The sequence below is a fragment of the Sphingomonas sp. 2R-10 genome, assembly GCF_030062225.1.
Classification (GTDB): domain Bacteria; phylum Pseudomonadota; class Alphaproteobacteria; order Sphingomonadales; family Sphingomonadaceae; genus Sphingomonas.
Window position 1 is genome coordinate 1 of sequence record NZ_JASCXF010000072.1, and the last position, 2,500, is coordinate 2,500.

General features: G+C 55.3%; 1 tRNA gene and 2 rRNA genes (1 of these 3 cut by a window edge). All 3 read right to left on the reverse strand.

From position 1 onward, the window contains the following. Positions 1–3 precede the first annotated feature (3 nt). A tRNA-Met gene (locus tag QLH51_RS19555) sits at positions 4–80 on the reverse strand. A 72-nt stretch (positions 81–152) separates the two neighbouring features. Beyond that, a 5S ribosomal RNA gene (gene rrf / locus QLH51_RS19560) occupies positions 153–267 on the reverse strand. A 96-nt stretch (positions 268–363) separates the two neighbouring features. Next, positions 364–2,500 (reverse strand): 23S ribosomal RNA (locus QLH51_RS19565); it runs 684 nt beyond the window's last position.

Below are 2,500 nucleotides of genomic sequence, written 5' to 3' on the forward strand. Positions count from 1 at the left end.
TGTTGGTTGCGGGGACAGGATTTGAACCTGTGACCTTCAGGTTATGAGCCTGACGAGCTACCGGGCTGCTCCACCCCGCGTCACCTGGGGCGCCCGTATGTGGGCGCGAGGGTGTTGAGACATGTGAATGGGTTTTGTGCACCGGCTTCAATGCCTGGCGACGACCTACTCTTCCACTGCTTAGGCAGTAGTACCATTGGCGCAGGCTGGTTTCACGGCCGAGTTCGGGATGGGATCGGGTGGTTCACAGACGCTATAGCCACCAGGCAATGAAGCGGGTGCACAAGGGTTTCAAATCGATGAAATCAAGGTGGTGAGATCAACCATGCCGGTCAGCCAGTGCTGACGTTGATGGTGGGACTCTTCAAGCGCGAATAGGACAATTAGTATCGGTTAGCTTCACGCGTTACCGCGCTTCCACATCCGATCTATCAAGGTCGTGGTCTCCGACCGTCCTAAGAAATCTTATCTTGAGGGAGGCTTCCCGCTTAGATGCTTTCAGCGGTTATCCCGTCCGTACATAGCTACCCTGCTGCGCCGTTGGCACGACGACAGGTACACCAGAGGTACGTTCACCCCGGTCCTCTCGTACTAGGGGCAACTCCTCTCAAATTTCGACGCCCACGGCAGATAGGGACCAAACTGTCTCGCGACGTTCTGAACCCAGCTCACGTACCACTTTAATTGGCGAACAGCCAAACCCTTGGGACCTGCTCCAGCCCCAGGATGTGATGAGCCGACATCGAGGTGCCAAACAACCCCGTCGATATGAGCTCTTGGGGGTTATCAGCCTGTTATCCCCGGCGTACCTTTTATCCGTTGAGCGATGGCCCTTCCACGAGGGACCACCGGATCACTATGACCGACTTTCGTCTCTGCTCGACTTGTCAGTCTCGCAGTCAGGCTGGCTTATGCCATTGCACTCTAACAGACGGTTTCCAACCGTCCTGAGCCAACCTTCGCGCGCCTCCGTTACTCTTTAGGAGGCGACCGCCCCAGTCAAACTACCCGCCACAGAGGGTCCCTCGCCCGGTTTCACGGGCGCAGGTTAGACATCAGAAAACAACAGGGTGGTATTTCACCTATGGCTCCACGTCAGCTGGCGCCGACGCTTCAAAGCCTCCCACCTATGCTACACAGTTCTTTCCTAATGCCACTCTGAAGCTGCAGTAAAGGTGCACGGGGTCTTTCCGTCTAACCGCGGGTACTCCGCATCTTCACGGAGAATTCAATTTCGCTGAGCATGTCCTGGAGACAGTGGGGAAGTCGTTACGCCATTCGTGCAGGTCGGAACTTACCCGACAAGGAATTTCGCTACCTTAGGACCGTTATAGTTACGGCCGCCGTTTACCTGGGCTTCATTTCAGAGCTTGCACCCCTCCACTTAACCTTCAGGCACCGGGCAGGCGTCAGGCCCTATACGTCGTCTTGAAGCCGACTTAGCAGAGCCCTGTGTTTTTGCTAAACAGTCGCTACCCCCTGGCCTGTGCCCCCAGCAAGAGCTTGCGCCTATGCTGGGCCTCCTTCTTCCGAAGGTACGGAGGCAATTTGCCGAGTTCCTTCAGGACACTTCTCTCAAGCGCCTTGGTATACTCTACCTGACCACCTGTGTCGGTTTCGGGTACGGTCTATACGGTGGGGCTATTTCCCGGGACAGCTTCGAAGCCAGCTCAATCCGATAAGAGCTGACAACACACGCCATCCGTCACACACCACCAGGCCCACGAATATTAACGTGGTTCCCATCGACTACCCCCTTCGGGCTCGTCTTAGGGGCCGGCTCACCCTGCGCGGATTAGCCTTGCGCAGGAACCCTTGGTCTTTCGGCGAAAGGGCATCTCACCCTTTTTATCGCTACTCATGTCTGCATTCGCACTTCCGATACCTCCACGACCCATTACCAGATCGCTTCACAGGCGTACGGAACGCTCCGCTACCGCGTGAACCAAAGTTCACACCCTAAGCTTCGGTGCGTGTCTTGAGCCCCGTTACATCTTCGCCGCAGGAACCCTTGTTTAGACCAGTGAGCTGTTACGCTTTCTTTAAAGGATGGCTGCTTCTAAGCCAACCTCCTGGTTGTTTTGGGATTCCCACATGCTTTCCCACTTAGACACGACTTGGGGACCTTAGCTGTAGGTCAGGGCTGTTTCCCTTTTGACGACGGACCTTAGCACCCGCCGTCTGTCTCCCGGATATCACTCTTATGTATTCGGAGTTTGGTTAGTATTGGTAGATCTCGCGACCCCCGCAACCATCCAGTGCTCTACCCCATAAGGTGTCCATCCGAGGCACTACCTCAATAGTTTTCGCGGAGAACCAGCTATTTCCCGGCTTGATTGGCCTTTCACCCCTAAACACAACTCATCCGGTAACTTTTCAACGTTAATCGGTTCGGACCTCCAGTGGGTGTTACCCCACCTTCATCCTGGTCATGCCTAGATCGCCGGGTTTCGGGTCTAATCCGTCAAACTCTGTCGCCCTATTCAGACTCGCTTTCGCT